The 20,721-nt window shown below is 68.1% G+C and carries 10 protein-coding genes and 2 pseudogenes; 7 read left to right on the forward strand and 5 right to left on the reverse strand.

The window, feature by feature from the left end:
- Nucleotides 1-39: 39 nt before the first annotated feature.
- The 5 genes and pseudogenes from NKF06_RS04060 (at nucleotide 40) to NKF06_RS04080 (ending at nucleotide 7,620) form a co-directional block, all read left to right on the forward strand.
- A complete protein-coding gene (locus tag NKF06_RS04060) occupies nucleotides 40-1,197 on the forward strand; it encodes an alpha-1 4-glucan-protein synthase (protein ID WP_058827760.1) in 1,158 nt (385 codons plus the stop codon).
- Nucleotides 1,198-1,334: 137 nt separating this feature from the next.
- Entirely contained in the window at nucleotides 1,335-2,498 is a 1,164-nt protein-coding gene (locus NKF06_RS04065; protein WP_253244598.1) for an iron ABC transporter substrate-binding protein, read from the forward strand.
- A 12-nt stretch (nucleotides 2,499-2,510) separates the two neighbouring features.
- Nucleotides 2,511-4,106: an iron ABC transporter permease gene (locus NKF06_RS04070; RefSeq protein ID WP_253244599.1), complete on the forward strand. Its 1,596-nt coding sequence runs from the start codon at nucleotides 2,511-2,513 to the stop codon at nucleotides 4,104-4,106.
- Nucleotides 4,096-5,268 (forward strand): ABC transporter ATP-binding protein, encoded by a 1,173-nt coding sequence (locus NKF06_RS04075; RefSeq protein WP_058827757.1) that lies wholly within the window; start codon nucleotides 4,096-4,098, stop codon nucleotides 5,266-5,268. The genes NKF06_RS04070 and NKF06_RS04075 overlap by 11 nt, the downstream gene beginning before the upstream one ends.
- Before the next feature lie 2 nt (nucleotides 5,269-5,270).
- A pseudogene (locus NKF06_RS04080) lies at nucleotides 5,271-7,620 on the forward strand (glycosyltransferase family 39 protein).
- A 64-nt stretch (nucleotides 7,621-7,684) separates the two neighbouring features.
- Here the strand turns inward: NKF06_RS04080 and NKF06_RS04085 are convergent.
- Nucleotides 7,685-8,983 (reverse strand): MFS transporter, encoded by a 1,299-nt coding sequence (locus tag NKF06_RS04085; protein WP_253244604.1) that lies wholly within the window; start codon nucleotides 8,981-8,983, stop codon nucleotides 7,685-7,687.
- A gap of 562 nt (nucleotides 8,984-9,545) precedes the next feature.
- A pseudogene (gene malA, locus NKF06_RS04090) lies at nucleotides 9,546-11,551 on the reverse strand (alpha-amylase MalA).
- 201 nt (nucleotides 11,552-11,752) lie between these two features.
- Between malA and NKF06_RS04095 the strand changes: the two are divergent.
- Nucleotides 11,753-16,288, forward strand: a complete 4,536-nt coding sequence (locus NKF06_RS04095) for a glycoside hydrolase family 15 protein (RefSeq protein WP_253244600.1) — start codon at nucleotides 11,753-11,755, stop codon at nucleotides 16,286-16,288.
- Nucleotides 16,289-16,405: 117 nt separating this feature from the next.
- Entirely contained in the window at nucleotides 16,406-16,891 is a 486-nt protein-coding gene (locus NKF06_RS04100; RefSeq protein WP_253244601.1) for an SRPBCC family protein, read from the forward strand.
- Nucleotides 16,892-16,920: 29 nt separating this feature from the next.
- Here the strand turns inward: NKF06_RS04100 and NKF06_RS04105 are convergent, their stop codons facing one another.
- The 3 genes from NKF06_RS04105 to NKF06_RS04115 form a co-directional block, all read right to left on the reverse strand.
- Nucleotides 16,921-19,020: a response regulator gene (locus tag NKF06_RS04105; RefSeq protein WP_253244602.1), complete on the reverse strand. Its 2,100-nt coding sequence runs from the start codon at nucleotides 19,018-19,020 to the stop codon at nucleotides 16,921-16,923.
- A gap of 139 nt (nucleotides 19,021-19,159) precedes the next feature.
- Nucleotides 19,160-20,041, reverse strand: coding sequence for a DMT family transporter (locus NKF06_RS04110; protein WP_058568011.1), 882 nt, complete (start codon nucleotides 20,039-20,041; stop codon nucleotides 19,160-19,162).
- Between the two features lie 87 nt (nucleotides 20,042-20,128).
- On the reverse strand, nucleotides 20,129-20,721 hold a 593-nt coding region (locus tag NKF06_RS04115; RefSeq protein ID WP_253244603.1), incomplete at its 5' end, for a class I SAM-dependent methyltransferase.

The following is a 20,721-nucleotide window of genomic DNA, read 5'->3' on the forward strand; positions in this document are numbered from 1 at the left end:
CCAACAGCTATTTTTGGGAAGCCTAAATCCATAGGAGCAATGAACGCGGACATCTGCGTGGTCGTCCCGACGATTCGGGAGTACGAGTGCATGCGGTCGTACTTCGACAACGCGCGTGAACACGGGTTCGACCTCGACCGACTGTTCGTCCTCCTCGTCACGGAGGACTTCTGCGACGCCGAGGGGATGAAGTCGATGTTGGACGACGAGGGCGTCGCGGGCGCGGTCTTCGACGGAACCGCCCGCGAGGAGTGGTACGACGAACACGACGTCTCGGAGTACTCGCACCTCGTCCCGGCGGCGAGTCACGCCCAGACGAGCTTCGGCCTGCTGTACATGTGGGCGCACCCCGAGTTCGACTACGGCGTCTTCATCGACGACGACACCCTTCCGCACGACGAGTGGGACTTCTTCGGTCGCCACATGGCGAACCTCGACCGCACCGACGAGGTGGAATCGGTGTCGAGCGACGAGCGCTGGGTGAACGTCCTCTACCAGAACGCCGACGAACACGGGCTGTATCCCCGCGGGTACCCCTACTCGGCGATGGACGAGACGGTCGAAACCGGGACGCACGAACTCCGCGACGTGGTCGCCTCGCAGGGGCTGTGGACGAACGTCCCCGACCTCGACGCAGTCCGCATCCTGATGGACGGCGACCTCGAAGGGCAGGCCCAGACCCGGACCGACTTCGACGACTTCGACGGCGACTTCGTCGCCGAACCGGGACAGTACCTCACCGTCTGCTCGATGAACCTCGCGTTCGAACGCGAGGTCATCCCGGCGTTCTACCAGCTACCGATGGACGACAACGAGTGGGAGGTCGGCCGCTTCGACGACATCTGGTCGGGCGTCTTCCTCAAACGCGCCGCCGACGTGCTCGGAAAGGACGTGCTCACCGGCTACCCGCTCTGCGAGCACAACAAGGCCGCCCGCCCGACGTTCGACGACCTCAACAACGAGGTCCCGGGGCTCGAACTCAACGAACACCTCTGGGAGGTCGTGGACGCGGTCGGCGACGACGCCGACAGCTACGCCGGCGTCTTCGAGGCGATGGCCGACGCCCTCGCGGACGGCGACTGGTCCGACTACCGCAACGGCGACTTCTTCAACTACGTCGGCGAGCACATGCGCGACTGGCTGGACTGCCTCGACGCCCTCGCCGCGCCGCGGGCCGCCGCGCCGGCCGACGACTGATTGGCCGACGGTTGACCAATCGGTCGGCCGAGCGACGCGGGCCGGCGGACCGGCAATCGTCTCTTTGTCCCGCGGTTCGCCCGCTTTGGCCGACGAATCGGTAGGTATAAATGATTTAGGGAGACCTAAATCAATGTATGCAAGAACGCGACCGAGAGCTTCGCGGCCACAGTCGTCGCCGGTTCATCGCGACGACGGCGGCCCTCGGGGTCGGCACGCTCGCCGGCTGTACCGGCGGCGACGAGGAGACGGAGACGACGACCGAGTCCGGTACCGGCGGGGAGGTCGAACAGATCGGTTCCGGCCGCTCGCCGTTTGGTGACCGCGACATAACCGGCGGTGTGTCCGTCTCGGAGATGCCGGACCTCTCGGGCGAACTCACGCTCTACTCGGGCCGTGGCAAAGCGCTCGTCGGTGAACTCATCTCCTTTTTCGAGGAGTACTACGACGACTTCACCATCCGTCCGCGGTACAACTCTGCGACTGAACTGGTCAACCAGATCCAGACCGAGGGACAGAACAGTCCCGCGGACGTGTTCTTCTCAGTCAACGCCGGGTCGCTCGGCGCGCTGAAGGACGCCGGTCGCACGCAGGACCTCCCGAGCGAGGTGCTCGACCTCGTCCGCGACGAGTTCCACGACCCCGACGGGCAGTGGACCGGGACCTCCGGCCGCGCCCGGACCGTCCCGTTCAACACCGACCAGTTCGACGAGTCGGGGATTCCCGACGACATCATGGCCTTCCCCGACACGGAGGCGTTCCGCGACAACATCGGTTGGGCCCCGACGTACTCCTCGTTCCAGGCGTTCATCACGGCGATGCGCGTCCTCGAGGGCGAAGAGGCGACCAGAGAGTGGCTCCAAGGGATGCAGGACCTCGGCGTCACGGAGTACAACGACGAGTTCCTCGTCTCGCAGGCCGTCGCCGACGGCGAAATCGGCGCGGGCTTCGCCAACCACTACTACATCCAGCGCATCCTCGCCGGCCGGTCGAACGCGCCGCTTTCGACCGCTTTCACCGCGGGCGACGCCGGGTCGATTTTCAACGTCGCGGGCGCGCTCGTCCTCGACACCGCCGAGGACTCCGAACTGGCGAGCAACTTCGTTCGCCACCTGCTGTCGGCCGAAGCGCAGGACTACTTCGCGCGGACGACCTTCGAGTACCCCCTCGTCTCGGGCGTCGACCCAATCGGCGAGCTTCCGAGCATCGACGAACTCAGCCCGCCGGAGGGCCTCGACCTGACGCAGCTCTCGGACCTCGAAGGAACCGTGGAACTCTTGCGTGAGGTGGGTGTTCTCTGAGGTAGCTCACTCATGGCGACCGAACAGCAGACGGGGACCGGTGGGGGGGACGACGAGCAACCGCTCGGCCTGACCGTCGCCAGCGGGGCCGTCGCCGCCGCCGTCGTCGTCCCGCTGTTGTGGCTCGTCAAGACCGCGCTCGAAGTCGGATTCGCCGAGGCGCTGTCGCTCGTCACCCGACCGACGACCGTCGAAGTGTTTCTGAACAGCGCCGTTCTCGTCACGCTCGTCACCGCCGCGTGCATCGGGCTCGGCGTCCCGCTGGCGTATCTGACCGTCCGGACCGACCTGCCGTTCAGGCGTTTTTGGACCGTCGTCGTCTCGCTCCCGCTCGTCATCCCAAGCTACATCGGCGCGTTCGCGTTCGTCTCGGCGTTCGGCCCGCGGGGCGCGTTCCAGCGGCTGTTGGCCCCGCTCGGGGTCGAGTCGCTCCCAGAAATCTACGGGTTACCCGGTGCCGTTTTGGTGCTGACGCTCTACACGTACCCGTACGTGTTCATCACCACCCGGGCCGCGCTGAAGTCGATGGACACCACGCTCATCGACGCCGCGCGGACCCTGAACCACACCCGCTGGGAGTCGTTCAAGCGGGTAACGGTCCCGCAGATACGCCCCGCGGTCGCCGCCGGGTCGCTTCTGACGGCGCTGTACGTCCTCTCGGACTTCGGCACGCCGGCCATCATGAAGTTCGACGCGTTCACCCGCGTCATCTACGTGGAGTTCGGGACGTTCGGCCGCGACACCGCGACGCTCCTGTCGCTCCAACTCATCGCCGTGACGCTCCTCATCTTGACGCTCGAATCGCAGATTCGCGGCGACGAGCGCACGACGACCGGCGGGCGCTCGGGAAGCCCAATGCCGCTCGGCCGGTGGAAGTACCCGGCGCTCGGCTTCGCGGCGCTCGTCGCCACCGTCGCCCTTCTCGTCCCGCTCGGCATCCTCTTTACGTGGCTCGCGCAGGGCGTCGCCGCGACGAGTCAGTCGCTTGCGTTCCAGCCCGAGTACGCGCTCAATTCGGTCCTCGTCGCGGCCGCGACGGCAGGCGCGGCGACGCTCGCCGGCCTGCCCGTCGCCTACCTCGCCGCCCGGCACCCCTCGCGGCTCAGTTCCGTCTTCGAGCGCGCGACCTACGTCGGCTACGCGGTGCCGGGCGTCGTCCTCGGGCTGGCGCTCGTCTACTTCGGGAGCTCGTACGCGACGCCCATCTACCAGACGCTCTACCTCCTCGTGTTCGCGTACGTCATCCGCTTTCTCCCGCAGGCAATCGGGTCGCTTCGGGCGTCGTTCCTCCGGGTCGACCCCGCGCTCCCGGAGGCGGCGCGGACGCTCGGCGAGACCCCGTCGGGGGCGTTCCGTCACGTGACGCTTCCGCTCGTCGCGCCCGGCCTGTTCGGCGGCGCGGCGCTCGTCTTCCTGACCACGATGAAAGAACTACCCGCGACGCTCCTGCTGCGCCCCTCGGGGTTCAGCACGCTCGTGACGCACATCTGGACGGCCTACGAGCAGGGCTACTTCGGCCAGGCCGTCGTGCCCGCGTTCATCCTGCTTTTCGTCTCCGGGCTCTCGATGCTCGTCATCATCACCCAAGAGGGATACGATGTCAAATAGCACACTTTCGACCACCGACCACTCGAACCGCACTGAATCCACCGGCTCCGAGGCCGACGACGCGGACGCCGGCGGCGTCCTCGAACTCGACGGCGTCTCGAAGTCCTACGGCACCGAGTCGGTCATCGCCGACCTCTCGCTCAGCGTCGAGGAGGGTGAAATCCTCACGCTCCTCGGCCCCTCGGGCTGTGGGAAGACGACGACGCTCCGGCTCATCGCCGGGCTCGACCGCCCCGACGGCGGCGAGGTCCGACTGAACGGGAACGTCGTCTCCGGCGGCGGCACCTTCCGCGCGCCCGAAGAGCGCGGCGTCGGCGTCGTCTTCCAGGAGTTCGCGCTGTTCCCGCACCTCACCGCGGCCGAGAACATCGCCTTCGGCCTGAAGGACCTCAACGAAGCCGAGCGCGACGAGCGCGTTCGCGACCTCCTCGACCTCGTCGGGCTGGAGAGCCAAGGTGACAGCTACCCCGACGAACTCTCCGGCGGCCAGCAACAGCGGGTCGCCCTCGCCCGCTCACTCGCGCCGGAGCCGGCCATTTTGCTTCTCGACGAGCCCTTCTCGAACCTCGACGTTGACCTCCGCGTCCAGATGCGCGAGGAGGTCCGCCGCATCCTCAAGGAAGCCGGCGTGACGGCCGTCTCCGTCACCCACGACCAGGAGGAGGCGATGTCCATCTCCGACCGCGTGGCCGTGATGAACGACGGCGACCTCGAACAGATCGGCGAGCCCGAACAGGTGTTCCAACACCCCGAATCGCGCTTCGTCGCCGGCTTCCTCGGCTACGCCGGGTTCCTGCCGGGACGCATCGCGGGCGACGTAGTCGAGACCGAACTCGGGACGGTCGGCCGCGAGCAGATACACGGTCTCGCGCCCGAGTACGACGACACCGACATCGACATCCTCGTCCGCCCCGACGACGTGTCGGCGCACCCTTGCGGCGACGGCGGCGAGGGCCACGGCAAAGTCGTCGGGAAGCGCTACCTCGGGCCGACCATCCTCTACGAGGTCGAACTCCACGGCGGCGACAACCTGCTGTGTATGCACAACCACGACGAGACCGTCCCGACCGACGGCTGCGTCGAGGTGACGCTCGACGCCGGCCACGAACTCGCGTGGTTCCCGCGCGAACAGCGTCCCGAGACCGGCCCTTACTCGGACTGAGAATGGGTCGGCGAGACTCGAACACGGGCGGCTCTCTCCCGCTCGGCGGACGCGTGCGAGCCGCAGTCCGCAGGCTCGCGTTCGATTTTGACGTTACCATCGACATCGACCGGACTCGAACGCGAAGACGACTCGCCGCGCTCTGCGTCTCGCTCCTCGTCGGGCTCGTCGTGACGTGGTTCGCGGTCGACCTCTTTCCGTACCACACCGTCAACGACGACGAGGGCGTCTACCTCACACAGGCCGCGATGCTCCTCGAAGGCAAGCTGTTTCTCTACCCCGGCCAGCTGACGGAGGCCGTCAGACCGTGGTTCTTCGTGGTGCAGGAGACGCCGAGCGCCCCCGGCGGCGTCCAGCTCTACTCGAAGTACTCGCCGGCCGTGCCGGCGCTGTTCGCGGTCGGCCTCGCGTTCGGGCTTCCGAATCTCGTGTTGGGAGCCATCGCCGCGGTGTCCGCCGCGCTTGTCTACACGCTCGCCGCCGACGCGTTCGACCGGACGACCGGCGTCGTCGCGGCGGGCCTGCTCGGCCTCTCGCCGTTGTTTCTGCTCACGTCGGCGACGTTCCTCGCGTACGCGCCGACGACGATGCTCAACCTCGGCTTCGCCGTCTGCTACGTCCGGGCCGCCCGCCGCGACTCCTCGGGCTACGCCGTCGTCGCCGGCGCGCTCGTCGGCGCGGCGTTCTTCGCCCGCCCCTACACCGCCGTGCTGTTCGCCCTGCCCTTCATCGCCCACTCGCTGTGGGCGCTCGCGACCGCCCATCTCCGCGCGGGGACCGGCTGGGTCGTCCTCCGCCGGTACGTCGCCGTCGCGCTCCCCGGCCTCGCGTTCGTCGGCCTGACACTGGCCTACAACGCCGTCGTGACGGGTGACCCGCTCACGTTCCCCTACATCGCCTTCGCCCCGCAGGACGGCATCGGCTTCGGCGAGCGGGCCATCCTCGGCTACGAAGTCGTCTACACGCCCGCGATGGGCGTCGAGACCGCCGTCGAAGCGCTCGACCTGCTCGCGGACGCGCTGGGGGCCGATGGGCTGGCTCGGCACCGTCGCCGCGGTGTTCGGCCTCGGCGTCACCGCCCGTCGCTGGTGGGGTCACAAGACCGGACGGAACCTCCGCGGGAGCGCGAGACGCCGCCACCACGGCCTCGGCGGCCGCGACCGCGCCTTCGCCGAACTCTCCGACGACGCCCTCGCCTGTGTCGTCGCGGCCGTGTTCGCCTCGGTGTTCGTCGGCAACGCCGCCTTCTGGGGGACGCACAACGGCCTCCGAAACGGCCTCATCGACCTCCTCGGACCCTTCTACCACTTCGACGCGCTCGTCCCGCTCGCGGTGTTCGGCGCGGCCGGAGTCGTCGCCGGCGCTCGCCTCCTCCGCCGGCTGGCCCACCGCCGCTTTTCGGCCTCGGAGGCCCGCGGTGTCGTCTTCTCGGTGCTCCTCGTCTCGGCGCTCGTCGCCGGCGGCGTGACGGTCGAGGCCGTCGAGGAACCCTACGACGAGAACCGACTCCGAACCGAGAACCTCGCGGCGACCTACGAACCGCTCCTCGACGCCGGCTTCGAACACCCGCCGCTGACCCCGTCGGTCCCGGGCGTCGATGCCACCGGTCTCGGGAACGGTGGCAGCGGAATTGGAGTCGGTGGCGACTCGGCCGCGGCGGACAACGAGACGAAGGCGCTCGTCTTCCACCCCGACCCCTACGGCGACTGGTCGGCCCATCCCTTCCAGACGCTCCGCAACGACCCCGGCTTCGACGGCCCGGTGGTGTACGCCATCGACGACGGGGCCGAGCAGGACTTCGCGGTCCTCGACGCGACGAACCGGACCCCGTACCGGTTCACCTATCGGGGGACGTGGAGCGGGGCCGAAGCGCCCGTCGAACCGGAACTGACCCGGCTCGACGTGCTCGCTGGCGAGCGGGTCGATGCGACGACGACGCTCGGCGCGCCCGAGGGGACGAAGACGGTGTCGGTCCGCATCGAGACCGACGAGGGTTACGCCCGCTACGACGCGGCGATGGCCGAAAACCTGACCCTCGAGTGGTCGCTGACGCCGGCCGGCGTGGCCGTGACGAACCGCCAGCTCGCCGCCGGCCCAGAACGGCTGTCGATTCCGCCGGGCGCGAGCGAGGTCGACCTCGCGGTGACCTACGTCGGTGATTTCGGTGAGACGGTCACGTACCGACAGACCGTGACGGTCGAGCGCTCCGGCGACGAGGTGCGCGTCATCTGGCCGCCGGAGACCCGCGTCTGCCGGCTGACCACCGACTGCGGGACCGACGGCGAGTGGGTCGGTCCCGACGGCGACTATCTCGACGGCGTCTCGGTCGAGACGGACGCGCGCGTCGTCTGAGCGAGAGCCGGCGCTCTCGGGCAGTAGGTCGGAAAAAATGAAACGTCGCGTCGCGGTCGGCGGCTCAGTCGTCGGCCGGGCCGCTCGTGCCCGACGAGCCGAGGAAACCGTCGATAGTCGCGCGCTTCGCGATGTGCGGGCGGTAGACCCACGCGTTCAGGAGGACGATGGGAACCATCGTCGCCGCGACGAGCGCGTAGCCGACGTGCAGGTTCGGCATGAGCACCGACGAGTAGACGAGCGGGTAGGCGATGCCGCCGATGGTACCGACGCCGCCGACGACGCCCGCGACGGCCCCGGAGCTGTTGGGGAACATCGCCGGGACCTGCGCGAAGATGGCGCCTTCCGCGAACGCGCAGGCCATACCGACCATGAAGCCGGCGGCCACCGCGATGAGGACGGCCCCGGAGAGACCGGCGAGCGTCATGGCGAGCATGGATATGACAATGAACGAGAGCGACACGAACGTCCACTGCTCGCGGTAGCGACCCTTGAACACGGGCAGGATGTCCATCTCCTTGCGCGCCAGCACGTCGCTGACGTAGCCGCCGATGGGCCGGAGTAGGCCGGCCGCGATGGAGAACGTGGCCGCGAACGTGCTCGCGAGCACGAGGTTGTTCGTGTTGAACGCCTCGCGGTAGTAGGTGGCGAGCCAGCCGTTCATCGAGAGTTCGAGGCCGAAGCTCATGACGTAGGCGAGCGCGAGCGCGACGGTCCCGTACCGGGTGGCCGTGTGGACCCACTGCTTGAGCGTCGCGTTGTCGGCGGTCGCCTGCCGACGCTCGTCGGTCGCCGCGGCCTCGCCGAGGACGTAGTAGGCGACCGCGAGCAGAATCGAGACGATGCCGGTGTAGAAGAACGCCGCGCGCCAGTTGCTCTGGAAGAGCGGCCCGCTCCAATCCGCCCCGAACACGCGGGGCAGGATGAGCGCGCCGCCGGCGGCACCGGCGTTCCCGACGCCGGCGTAGATTCCCTCTGCCATGCCGAGGTTCTCCTCTTCGAACCACTCCGAGACGTGCTGGATGCCGATGACGAACGTGATGCCCGCCGTGGCGACGATGAGGCGCTCGATGAAGAACACGGTGTAGCTCTCGGCGAAGGCGCTCGCCATCGAGAACACCCCGACGTAGCCGAGGACGATGGCGAACACCACCGGCGCGCCGAACTTATCGGAGAGCCAGCCGGTGAGGATGCGGCCGAACGGCGCGAGCCAGATGGCCGCGCTCGCCAAGATACCGATTTCGGCCAGCGAGAGCCCGAACTCCTCCGCCATCGGCCCCGTGAAGGGCGCGAACGAGAACCAGATGAGGAAGGAGAAGTTGAACCCGATAGTGGCGAGCAGCAACGTCCGCCACTTGGTCATCTTTACGAGACCCATACGCCGACCCCCGCTACAGTAGCACAATCGTGTACAATTCTGCCATTTTCTTGCATTGGTTTGGACATCATGTAGCGGATAGCACAGAGTTCTCATTGAAAAGCTCTGCCCACAATGCCCCATAAACACTTATCGAATGTTTAGAGAAATAGACCAAATAGGGACAATATTACCAATATTATTCGATAATATACCGAGTTGTACTGTGGACATATGTCCAAAAACACTCTGAGAATATGAATCTGGTGGTGAGTTCTCGGCGACCGTTACAGGTCGCGTCGCCAGATGACGGCCGCCCCGTTGGTGAGTGCGACCGCGAGCGTGTCGGTCGAGGGGGTCGAGTCGTCGAGCTCCTCGACGCCGGGAGCGACTAACGCCGGTTCCCAGCCGTCGGTACGGTCGGCGTGCAGGGTCGGGATGGGGAGTTCGTGCTCATGGTGTATCGGGCTGGTCGGGTCGAACGGCGGCGAAATCAGAGGTGGAGGCGAAATCGAAGGTGGAAGCGAAATCGGAGACCGCGCGAACGTGAAACGGGACGCGCGAGACGTTACGCGAGCGGGCAGACGACCACGTCGTCGACGCGGATGCCGCCCTCGGCGGCGACGGAGTCACCGGAGACGATATCGGTCGCGTCGACCGCGAGGTCGCCAACGTCGACCGTGGTCGCGCCGGGGGCGAAGTTGAGCGCACAGAGGTACGAACCGTCGTCGTGGTCGCGAACGAACGCGACCGCGCTGTCGGAGTCCGTCTCGTAGTCGATGCGGCGGAACGTCCCGTCGTACCGGAGCGCGGGCGTTTCGTCGCGGACCTCGATGAGGCGCTCGTAGTGCTCGCGGATGTCGTCGCGGGCGTGGTCCCACGCGAGGGCGTCGCGCCGGCCGCGCTGGCCGATTTCCTGCCCGCCGTAGACCATCGGCACGCCGGGGAGCGTAAACAGCGCGCCCGCAGCGGCCAGCGCCTCGTCCTCGCCGCACTCGACGATGTAGCGCGTCTCGTCGTGGTTTTCGAGGTAGAGCATGAACGCCGCGTGGTCGGGGAAGCCGACCTGCGTGCGCTGTTCGATGGCGTCGAGGATTCGTTCGGCGGGCTCGTCGCCGCGGCCGACCTGCCGGAGCGTGAAGTACAGCGTCGTGTCGAAGTGCATGTCGAACATGCCCTCGTGGAAGTCGGCGATGTACGGGATGGTCTCGTCCAGCAGCAGGAACTCGGGGTCTTTCGCCTTCACGCGGTCGCGAATCTCCTGCCAGAACGTGTCGGGGACGGCCCACGCCATGTCGCAGCGAAAGCCGTCGACCACCTCGGCCCACATGTCCACCGCATCGAGCAGGTAGCGACGGACTTCGAGGTTCCGGTAGTCGAAGTTAGCGATGTACTCCCAGTCGAAGTAGGTGCCCGGCTCGCCGCTTTCCTGCCATTCGTACCAGTCGTAGTACTCGGAGTCGGGGTTCTTGTAGGCGTCCTCGAAGAACGGGTGGGCGCGGGCGGAGTGATTGAGCACGAGGTCGAAAAGCACCTTCATGCCGTGGTCGTGGGCGGCCTCGACGAACTGCTCGTAGTCCTCGCGGGTGCCGAGTCCTCCGCGATGTCGTAGAAGTCCACGATGTTGTAGCCGTGGGGCGCGTGGTCGTTCTGGAGGACGGGCGTGAGCCACAGGCAGTCGACGCCGAGCGATTCGAGGTAGTCGAGACGCTTTTCGAGCGCCTCGAAGGTGTTGTCGGCGTCCTCGTCGTCCGAGGCGTAGCCGCGGACGTAAATCTCGTAGAGCGTCACCTCCTGTGCCCACTTCGGCGGGTCGTTTGGCCGGGAGATGGACGCCCCCCGCGCGCCCGAGCCGTCGGCGTGGCCCGTCACGTCGGTCTGTACCGCGTCCGTCTCCGCCTCGGCGAACCCGCCGTCGGCGACGGCCTCGCGTTCGACGGTCACAGTGTCGGGCACGCTGTACGTCTCGTCAAGCGCGACCGCGTGGACGCGGAGCCGGTCGCCGACCGCCGAAAGCGGAACGCGAAGCTCCCAGCCGTCGGTCTCGACGGCCGCGTCGTCGACCTCGTCGCGGTCGTCGACGACGAATTCGACCACGAGGTCGTCGCGGTCGGTGTCGCTGTCGGGGTTCGGTTGCGGGTCGGCGCGGACGACGACGACGCCGTCTTCGACGGTCGCGTCGAGCCTGATTCGAGGACGCCCTCCCTGTCCCCGCTGGGCGTCGCCGGCACCGCTTCCGGAGCCGGACGCGCCGCCACTGAACCCCGCCGGGCGCGCGGAGCCGCTCTGTCCGCTGTAACCGCTCATTCCGCTCATCCCGCTCGCGCCGCTCCTGACGGAGCCGGCGGGCAGGTAGGAGCCGGGGAAGACGCGGACCGTGAGCGTGTGCGTCGCGTCGGGCGTGTCGAGTTCGACGACGTAGCGTCCGGCCGCATCGGGCGTGAACTGCACGATTGCGGTGTCTTCGTCGAATTCGAGGCTACTGGCGACCGGCGCGCTCCGAACCCGCCACGAGTAGTCGGCGTCGGGGTCGGGGTCTCGAGGCGCGAGTTGTACTGACTCGCCGACAGCCATGAACTGCGGCGGTCCTGGGTGTTGCATACTCACAACCAACGTGCCGGGTGACTTTGAGTTTACCCCTGGAGTGACCGACATACCGGTGGGAGACGGGTTCTACCGATTCGCCTCGGCGTCGGTCGAATTCGTCGGTTTGCAGGCATAAATGATGGGAGATGGGCGGCCAATACTTATGGTTCGAGACCCTCGTCTACCTCTATGCGACTTCGGACCGCCTTAAACGAATACAAACGCGACCGGGGCGGACGCTTCCCAGAGGAGTGTCGGACCTCGGACGGCGCGTTCTCCGGTCACGGAGACCGACTCGTCTACGTCGGCCTCGATGGGTCTCTCCGGGACTACTCTGCTTCGCTTTCGGGCCTCTACGGTATCGACCGTTCTCGGTTCGGCATCGAGGCGGACGGTGAGACGCACTGGTTCGACGAGTTGGAGTCCGTGCGACAACACTACTACCGGGAGACGAGCCTCGTCGAGACCGAGTACGACGCCGGGGAGTACACCGTCCACCAGTACGACCTGACGCTCGGTCGCGCTCACGTGACGCACGTCGAGCTTCGCGGCGCGATTCCCACCGACGCCCACCTGACCGCCTTTCTCACCTTCGCCCCCGAGGGCCGAGAGACGCGGGTCGGCCGCCTCATCCACGAGGCCGGCGGGCCGAACGACACCCAGGCGGTCGAGGTGTTCCACCGAAACGAACACGACTACGTCACCGCGTCGACCGGGCTCACCGACGTTCGCGGACAGATTCCCGAACGCTTCGACGAGATTCTCTCCGACGACAGCTTCGACTTCCCGCGGGAGGCCGTCCTCGACCGCTACGAGGACACCCACCTCTCGGGCGACGTAGTCGTCAGCGCCCCGCTCGAACAGGAGGGCCGCGCCGCGCGGACCACCCTCGTCACCCAGCTTTCGGACCACAACGAGATGGCGCGGACCGACGCCCTTGCCGACCTCCGACACTGTTCGGTCCAGCACGCGACCGCCGACGCGCTCCGGGAGGCCGCCCGCGAACAGGCCGAGGTGTTCGTCCCCGACGGGACGCCGCGCGAGCGAATCGTCCGCGCCGACCTCCGGGCGCTGTCGCTTCTGACCGCGCCCAGCGGCGCGCGCATCGCCGGCCCCGAGTTCGACCCGTTCTACGCCCACTCCGGCGGCTACGGCTACACCTGGTTCCGCGACGACGCCGAGGTTACGCAGGCGCTCGCACACGCCGACGGCGCCTTCGGCCTCGACCTCGGCGACCGCCTCGCCACGAGCGCCGAGTTCTACTGCAAGACGCAGCTCGCAGACGGCACGTGGCCCCACCGCGTCTGGGCCGTCGATGGGACCGTCGCCCCCGGCTGGGCCCACGGCCGCGTCGAAGGCTCCGGCGACGAGGAGTATCAGGCCGACCAGACGGCGAGCGTCGTCGCCGCGCTCGCGTCGCTCCTCACCGAGCGCCGCGACGACCTCGACGACGAACTCGTCGGTCGCATCCGCTCGACCATCGCCGCCGGCGTCTCGGGGCTCGACAGCAGCCTCGAAGCCGACGGCCTACCGAAACCCTGTCAGAACGCGTGGGAGAACATGAGCGGTCGATTCACGCACACGGCCGCGACGTTCCTCCAAGCGTACGCCACGGTCGCCACCGCGCCCGTGAACGACGACCTCCGGGAGCACGCCGCCGAGCAGGCGACCGCGGTGTACGAGGGACTCGACGAACTGTGGTCCGAAGAGCGTGAAATCTACGCCCTCCGCATCGACAGAAGCGGCGACCTCGACGACCGCCTCGATTCGGCCACGTTCGCCCTCGTCGACGCCGTCGACGCCTACGCCGACATCGAGGAGATCGATTCGAAGACCGGCAACCGGCTCGTCAAGCACATGGCCGCGACGCTGAAGGGGCTCTACCGGAACCCCCGCGGCGACGTGGCTGGGTTGGTCCGGTTCGAGGACGACTACTGGCGCGCCGACGGACAGGACGGCGAGAAGGTCTGGTCCGTCTCGACCGCGTGGGGCGCGAACGCCGCCGCGAAGTTCGGCGTCCTCTGTGACCGCATCGGCAAGGACGGCCGCCGGTTCGTCGAGCGCGCGACGAACCTCTACGAACTGCTCCAACCCGACGGCCCCCTCACGACTGAGGCGGGCTACCTCGCCGAGCAGGTGTTCGACGACGGGCGCTTCGACAGCGCGACGCCGCTCGGATGGCCCCACGCCATTCGGATGGAGACGACGGCCATCCTCGCCGACATCGACGCGCTCCCCGCGCCGAAGCCCGCACCGACCGGCCCGGAGAACCGACCGCGGTGGACGACCGGCGAGAAGTACGGCATCGGAACCGTTGCCGACCACTACACCGAGGACCCCTCGCGCGTCTGGTTCACCTTGACCGAGGGCGCGCTGACCGAGGTCCGCTTCCCGCGGGTCGACCTGATGAACCTCCGGACGCTCGACTTCCTCGTCGTCGACGCCGACCCCGACGACGAGTACACGGCGCGCACCCACAACGAGACACGGCGGGACGACCACGCCGACACGGTCGAACGCCGGGCCGAAATCGTCGAGGACGACGCGCTCGTCTTCCGCCACGTCGTCACCGAGACGGGCGACGGCCGCGGCCACGAGTGGGAACTCACCGTCGAGTACATCATCGACCCCGAACACGACGCGATGCTCGCGGACGTGCAGTTCGAGTCCATCGACGGCGACGAGTACGAACTGTACACCATCGCCGACACGGCGCTCGCGAACACCGGGACGAAAGACCGCGGTATCCGCCTCGGCCAACTCGGGAGCTACCACCTCGTCGCCCGCGACGCGGGCGCGTTCGACGCCGGCGAGGGCCACGAGCCACTCCTCATCGACCAGGACGGCAGGGAGTACAGCGTCGCCATCGCGCTCGCCGCCGCCGGCCGGTTCGAGTGGGCCACCGTCGGCGTCGCGGGCTCGCGGTATCTCGCGGACTTCTTCTCGAAGGGCGAGCTCCCGAGCGCCCAAGAGCGCATCGACGACGAGACGCTCGTACTCGTCGGACGCATCGGCACGGGCGACAAACTCGCGGAGACGCTGGCGCTCGGCTTCGCCGAACACGCCGACACCGCCGCCGCGCTGGGCGAGGCGGCCGGCGCGCTCACCCACGGCTACGAGACGGCTCGGGCGGCCTACACCGATTCGTGGGCCGACTTCCTCGCCGACAAGGAGCTCCCCGGCTCGGTCGCCGACGACGGCGAACTCGCCGCGCAGTACAAGACCGCGCTCATGAGCCTGCGGGCGGTCGAAGACAAGACCTACCTCGGCGCGGGGCTCGCCTCGCCGTCGGTGCCGTGGGGCGAGGCCGTCCCCGCCGAGGAGGCGAAGGGGTACGGCTACAACTTCGTCTGGTCGCGTGACCTCTATCAGGTCTTCACCGTCTTCGAGGCCGTCGGCGACGTCGAGACGGCCATCGACGCGCTGGAGTACATCTACACCTACCAGCAGGACGACCGCGGCTTCATCCCGCAGAACACCTACCTCAACGGGCGGACCCGCTGGGGCGGCGAGCAGATGGACAACATCTCGTTCCCGCAGGTGATGGCGTACATGCTCAAAGAACGCGGCGTCACCTTCGACGACGTGGCCTACGACTACGAGAACGTCAAGTACTCCGCGGACTACGTCGCGCGGAACGGGCCGCCGACCGCACAGGAGCGCTGGGAGGAGGAAGCCGGTTACTCGCCGTCGTCCATCGCGGCCGAAATCGCCGGACTCGGCTGTGCGGCGTCAATCGCGCTCGACGAGGGCCACACCGAAGACGCGCTCGTCTGGCTGGCGCTGGCCGACGACTGGACCGAGCGCGTCGACGACTGGACCGCGACCCGAACCGGCACCGACCGCAACACGCACACGCCGTACTACGTCCGCATCACCCGCGACGGCGAGCCCGACGCCGGCCACCTGCGGACGCTCGCGAACAACGGGCCGACGCTCGACGAGCGCGAGATAATCGACGCCGGGTTCCTCGAACTCACCCGCCTCGGCATCAAGCCCGCCGACGACGAGATAATCCGGAACTCCGTGAAGGAAGTCGACGAGACCATCCGCGTCGACACGCCCCACGGACCGGCGTTCTACCGGTACAACGGCGACGGCTACGGCGAGCGCGAGCGCGACGAAGAGGGCGCGCCGTGGTCTGTCGACGCCAAGGGGAAGGGCCGACTCTGGCCCATCTTCACCGGCGAGCGCGGTGAGTACGAACTGCTCGCGGGAACCGAAGAGGGCGACCTCGCGCCGGACAACCTGCTGCGGACGATGGCCGCCTTCGCCAACTCCGGCCGCATGCTCGCAGAGCAGGTCTGGGACCGCGAACACGCGACCGACTTCAACTGGGAGTTCGGCGAGGGCACCGGCAGCGCGACGCCGCTGGCGTGGTCGATGGCCCAGTTCATTCGCCTCGCCCACGGCGTCGAGGCCGGCGAACCCGTCGAGACGCCCGCGTTCCTCCGCGAGCGATACGTCGAGTCCGAGCGCCCGAGCGGGCCGTCGCTCCGCGTGAGCACGCGCTTCAAAGGCGACAAACTCGTCGTCTCCGGGCAGACAGACGCCGCCGTCGTCGCGGTCAAGACGCCCGGCGAGACCCGACTCGTCGAGCCCGACGACGAGGCGTTCGAGGTCGAAGTCGCCATCGAGTACGGCGAGAACCAGGTGACCGTCGCCGCGGCGACCCACGAGGACCTGACGAAAGCCGGCACGACCGTCTCGCGCTTCACGCTCTGAGGCGGCGCGAGGCGACCGGCCGCCGACCTCGACTCGCGGTCGGCGATTGATTTCTTCGTCCCTTCGTTCGACCCATCCGCCAGCATCGCTTTTCCGTCTCCGGCCTAACGGTCGGGTATGCCGGTCTACCAGCGTCGAACCCGAATCGCCGCCCCGCTCGAGCGCGTCTGGGAGTTCCACTCCGAGGTGTCCGGACTGGAGGCGCTCACCCCGGCGTGGATGCACCTCGAAATCGAGTCGGTCCGCGGCCCCGACGACGAAGAAGACCCCGACGAACTCGTCGCCGGAGCGGAAATCGAGATGTCGATGCGACCGTTCGGCGTCGGCCCGCGCCAGCGGTGGACCTCACGCATCCTCGACCGCGAGTCGGGCGAAGGGACGGCGTGGTTCCGAGACGACATGGTCGGCGGCCCCTTCTCGCGGTGGGTCCACACCCACCGCTTCGTCGCCGACGGTGACGAGACGATTCTCGAAGACCGCGTGGAGTACGAGTTGCCGTTCGGCCCGCTCGGCGACCTCGCGGGCGTCTTCGGCGGCGTCGGCTTCGAGGGGATGTTCCGCGCGCGCCACGCCGAGACGAAGCGACTGTTGGAAGAACAGTAGAACAGCAGTCGGATCAGAGCGCCGACGGTTCAGTCATCGCTGAGCGAGAACCGCGGTTCGACCTCGGAGCGGACGCCGCCAATGTCGAACTCGAACCGCGCGCCGCCGAGGTCGGGTTCGGGCGTGGTGGCCACGATGTCCCACCCGTGCGCCTCGACGATGCTCTCGACGATAGAGAGCCCGAAGCCCGTGCCGGACTCGGACGTGGAGTGGCCGTGTTCGAAGACGGTGTCGCGCTCGTCGGCCGGGATGCCGGGACCGTCGTCGGCGACGTAGAAGCCGGTCTCGGTGGGACCGACGCGAACGGTCAGTTCGTCGCCCGCGCTCGTCGTGGACGACCCGGACGACGCGGTGTCGCCGGCGGGTGTGTCCACAGCTTTTCTCGACGCGCCGTCTGCGGAGGCGTCGTCGCCGCCGTCGCGGCAGGGACCACCGTGTTCCACAGCGTTCCGAAACAGGTTCTCGAACGCCTGCTGGAGTCGGCCTTGGTCGGCCTGCGTGGACCCGAGGCCGTCCTCGACGACGAGGACCGCGTCGTCGCCGGTATCGACCGCCTTCCACGCCCGCTCGGCGACGTTCTCGATGGCGACCGAGTGCGTCTCGCCGACCTTTCGGCCCTGTCTGGCCAGTTTGAGCACGTCGTTGAGGAGCGTGTCCATCCGGGTGACGCCGTCGAGCGCGCGGTCAAGGTAGGTCACATCCTCTTCCTCGCGAGCGAGTTCGACGAACCCCTTGGCGACGTTGAGGGGGTTCCTGAGGTCGTGGGAGACGACCGACGCGAACTCCTCGAGACGGTCGTTCTGCCGCTGGAGTTCGCGCTCGCGTCGCTGGCGGGCCAGCGTGTGCGTGACGTTGTTCGCGACCGAGCGCAGGAGGTCCACCTCGGTGTCGGTCCACGAGCGACTCGTCTCGACCACGTCGAAGACGACGAAGCCGACGAGCGCCCACTTCGAGACCATCGGGACGGCGACGAACCCACCGGTCTCAGCGTCGGTGAGTACGTGCTTCGTGTCCGACGCCTCGGGCGGGAGGTCCGAGACTCGGTGGAGGCGGACGTTTTCGAAGCGATGGAGTCGTTCGACCAGCCAGCGAGCGTCTTCGAGGGCGACGCGTGCGGGATGCTCACGCGGGTCGCCGCCGCGCCAGTCGTGCATCCGCGCGGCGACGTTCGTCTCGTCGTCGTAGAGGTAGACCGAACAGCGGTCGAGGTCGGCCACCTCACCGACGGACTGGAGCGTCCACTCGATTTTCGTGCCGATTTCGTCGGTCTCGGCGCTCATCAACGACGTGGATGTGTCCAAGACGGCGTCTTTCAGGCGCGTCTCGTAGCGCAGACGGTTCCGGCGGCGGCGGCGCTCGGTCACGTCCTGTAGCGTTCCGATGACGGCGGGTTCGTCGTCCTCGGTGGGACGGAGCGCGAGATGACCCTCGCACAGGAGGTCGTCGTCGTGCGGATACGCGGGACCGGGCGAAAGCACCGTCTCGAATCGTTCCGTGTCGGGGGCGTCAGGGGCGACGACTCGCTCGAAGGCGGCGCGAATCTCGTCGTCGGATTCGGCGGCGAGGTCGGCGAACTCACGGCCGATAATTGCTTCCCGGTCGTAGCCGGTGAGCTCGCAGAAGACGCCGTCGGCGGAGGTAAAGCGACCGGACGAATCGAGCGAGTAGACGCCGCTGTCGAGCACCTCGATGGCGGTGCCGTACCGCTCGGAGGCCGCCTTCGCGCGGTACTGCGAGACGGCGTTGACGACGCGGTTGGCGAGGACCGTGTACTGGTCCGTGCCAGTGTCTTTCTGCATGTAGTCGGTCGCGCCGACGCGGAAGGCGTCGCGGGCGACCTCCTCGGAGCCTTTGCCGGTAAAGAGGATGAAAGGGAGGTCGGGGTGTTCGGAACGGACCGCGCGGAGGAACTCCAGTCCGTCGATATCGGGCATGTCGTAGTCCGACACGACGCAATCGACCTGTTCCTGCCGGAGTCGTTCGAGGGCGTCGGCCCCCGAGTTCGACGTCGAGACCGAGAGGTCGACGTCGCCGGCCTCGCGTTCGAGGTAAATCGACACGAGGTCCGTCAGACTGGGTTCGTCGTCGACGTGGAGGACACGTACGTCTGCCCCCGACCCGTCGTCCATACGGAGTAGCGACCGCTCACCGTAATGAGCGTTGTGACGCGGTTATCAGATCCGATAACGAACTCGGGGACAGGAGACGAACAGCCGCGTCTGCGGGCGGTCATTCGAAGGCAGTGCCGCCCTCTCGAGGCGGGAGAGGTCAGGACGCGCTGACGTAGATACCGCCGAGGACGACGGCCCCGCCGAGGACAGTCGGGAGCGTGGGAATCTCACCGAGGAGAAAGAGGGCGAGAATCGTGCTCCCGACGGGTTCGCCGAGAAGGGAGACGGAGACGACGCTCGATTCGAGGTGGGCGAGCGCCCAGTTGATGACGGTGTGACCGAAGACGCCCGGGCCGACCGCCATCCCGAGAAACAGGAGCCACTCGCGGGGCGGATAGCCCGTGAGCGGGTCGCCGCGACCGACCGCAACGACGAGGAGCGCGGCGGCGCAGACCGAGTAGACGACGACCACGTAGGGGACGAGCGAAACCCTACTACGGACGCTCCGGCCCGTGAGGACGTAGGCGGCCGCCGTCACGGCTCCGACGACCGCCAGCCCGTTTCCGAGAAGCGGGCGCGGCGCGCCGCTGGCGGTGAGGAAGTCGGAGACGGACATGAGCACCATTCCCGCGAGCGCGACGCCGATGCCGATTGCGGTGCGGCGACTCACGCGCTCGTCGAGGACGGCCCACGCGCCGACGGCGACGAACAGCGGTTGAGACTGCACGAGCGTGACGCTCGCGGCGACCGTCGTGTGGTTGAGGCTCTCGAACCACGACGCGAAGTGGGCCGCGAGCGCGACGCCCGCACCACCGGCCGCGAGGAGGTCGCGCCCCGAGATAGTCGCCAGCGCGTCGCGGTGGCGGACGAGCGCGACCGGCGCGAGGAGGGCCACGGTGAACAGGACGCGGTAGAAGGCCTTCACGAGGCTCGGCGCGGCGCTCCAGCGGACGAGGATGGCGCTCGTGCTGACCGCGAGGACTGCGATGCCGAGGCCCGCGAGCGGCGAGATTGGGGCGTCGGAGTCGGGCGTTGACACACCCCCACGTCGTGGGGGGTCCGCTTACCGTTTGTGGGTCTCGGCGGGTCACGGTCTTCGCCGGGAACGGGACTTCTCCCGGTCGGGCTACTCTTTCCGTGCTCGAATCAGCGCCTTCGGGTTGGCGAACGAGACGACCGAGTCGCCGTCGAACACCACGTCGAACAGGGATTTCGCCTCGTCGGGCGCCTCGCGGAAGCGACGTTCGAGTTCAGCACGGTCCTCCGGTGAGACGTTCGTCCGCTCGGTCCACGGGTCGAACTCGAGGCGTATCGCTGCGGTCTCGACCGCTTCGACCGACAGGCCCGCGGCCTCGAACCACTCGCGCCACCGCGAAACCGGGTGGAGTTCGACGTGGGTCGGGTCACGGAGCACCTCGACGCCGTTGAGGAACTCGGCGAGGCTGGCGTCCTCGGGCGCGACGTTGTCCTCGAAGGCGAAGACGCCGCCGGGTTCGAGGACGCGGGCGACTTCCGCGACGAACGACTCGGGGTCGGGGAAGTGGTGCGCGGCGATGCGGCAGGCGGCCGCGTCGAAGGAGTCGGCAGCGAAGGGAAGGCGCTCCGCGTCGGCGACGACGCCCGCGACGGGGTACTCGCGGACCGCGGTGGCGACCATCTCGGGGGCGGCGTCGGCCGCGATGACCGAGGAGACGCCGGCATCGGCTATCGCGCCCGCGG

This window comes from Haloferax sp. AB510 (genome assembly GCF_024136985.1).
In the GTDB taxonomy this organism is placed as follows: domain Archaea; phylum Halobacteriota; class Halobacteria; order Halobacteriales; family Haloferacaceae; genus Haloferax.